This is a genomic window from Acidiplasma cupricumulans (genome assembly GCF_001402935.1).
Classification (GTDB): domain Archaea; phylum Thermoplasmatota; class Thermoplasmata; order Thermoplasmatales; family Thermoplasmataceae; genus Acidiplasma; species Acidiplasma aeolicum.
Genome location: NZ_LKBH01000070.1, coordinates 1 through 1,756, shown reverse-complemented (window position 1 = coordinate 1,756; position 1,756 = coordinate 1). Strand labels below are relative to the sequence as shown.

The following is a 1,756-nucleotide window of genomic DNA, read 5'->3' as shown; positions in this document are numbered from 1 at the left end:
TCCGATCTTTGAGAAATAAAATTGACAAAATTTTAAATTATTAAATAAATTTTGTAAAAATATAAAATAACACTTATATATATTGTCAATGTTATGTATTTCCATATCATAAAGAATAAATACAACTCAATGTTTAAATCATTATGGTTGATACAGCCGTTGAGGATCAAAATAAACACTCCTATAGAAAAGATTTGGGACTATGGAGTGTTGTTATGCTTGCTCTTGGTGGGATACTAGGTCCTGCTGTGGCATATGCACCCGTGTATACACTGGCCGATGCAGGCCCTGTAGGCATTCTTGCATGGCCCATAGCAATGATAATGATACTGCCAATAGGTCTTGTTTTTGCAGAACTTGGCACAACCTGGCCAAAGGCCGGTGGTGTTGCATACTATCCATCAAAAAGTAACGGCCCCCTGGTGGGTGCAATTAATGGGTGGTCATCCATGGTTGGATACCTTTTTGTCGGGCCCGTAATTGTTTTTGCTGTCGTTGAATATCTGAGCTTTTATTATCCGCCCCTTTATGTAAACGGTGTTTTATCGTATGCCGGCATTGCTGTGGCTGAGGTAATACTTGTGCTTGTTTTTCTTGTTAATGTGTTAAGGATTAAGCACATGGGTGGGATAAATCTGGTTCTCACCATAATAAGCATAATATTAATAGCAATTATAATAATATCACTATCATTTTATTTTAAGCCCTCAAATCTTGTCTCACCCAGCGTTGGAGGATTTGCACCTTATGGATTTACCGGTCTGTTTGGAGCCATAACAATAACAGTTTTTGGGTATGGTGGATTCAGGCAGCCAATTGATTATTCTGAGGAGGTTAAAAATCCGGGCAAAAGTATACCCGTCGCAATTATAGTGGCACTGCTTGCCTCAGGCCTGATATTCTCCCTTGAATCCCTGGCATTTGCCGGTGCAATAAATTTCTCAAAATTCGGCACAGCCAACGGTAACTGGGCCTCATTATTAAATTACAGTGCACCATATGCCACCATAGCACAGACCCTCGTCCTTCCTGCAATAGTTGTTATAGCCATAATAGCCGCATTAATAGCCACCTTCAAGGACGGTGTTATATACTATGGGAGTACAGCAAGGGTTGGTGAAATACTTTCAAGGGAGGATAAATATTTCCCCAGATTCCTTGGTAAAATGAACATACGCGGAATACCAATTTACTCAATTATCATGGTACTCATAATAACAATAGTCCTGGTTGCACTGGGAAGGTCACTGGCAACCATTATAAATATCATGGTTGATGGATTTTTATTATCCTATGCCCCGGGGGCAATTAGCCTTATGGTGTTTAGAAAGACGGAACCAAATATAAAAAGGCCGTTTAAGCTTCCATTTGCAAACGTCCTGGCTCCAATAGCTTTTGTTGTTTCAAATCTTCTTGTTTACTGGTCTGGATGGTCTGCCATTGAAATCATAGTACCGCTGGATTTTGCAGGCGTTGTTTTTGTGCTTGTATACAACCATTACAATAAACTGGATGCAAAATATGCAATGTACGGTATCTGGCTTCCTGTGTATTTAATACTTATAGTTGTATTATCGTACATAGGCAGCAGCTTCTTTGGAGGCCATAATTACATACCATTTCCATACGATACATTTGTGTTCATAATAATCACGCTAATATTTTATTATATAGGCACTGAAATGGGCATAAGGAGTGTTAATTACATAAGAAAGAAGAACGGTAAGGCTGCGGCCGGAAATTAAAAATTAATAAA

The 1,756-nt window shown here is 38.9% G+C and carries 1 protein-coding gene; it reads left to right on the top strand.

What is annotated here, in order from left to right; genetic code table 11:
- Positions 1 to 143 precede the first annotated feature (143 nt).
- A complete protein-coding gene (locus AOG55_RS02470) occupies positions 144 to 1,745 on the top strand; it encodes an APC family permease (RefSeq protein ID WP_048101675.1) in 1,602 nt (533 codons plus the stop codon).
- Positions 1,746 to 1,756: the final 11 nt, after the last annotated feature.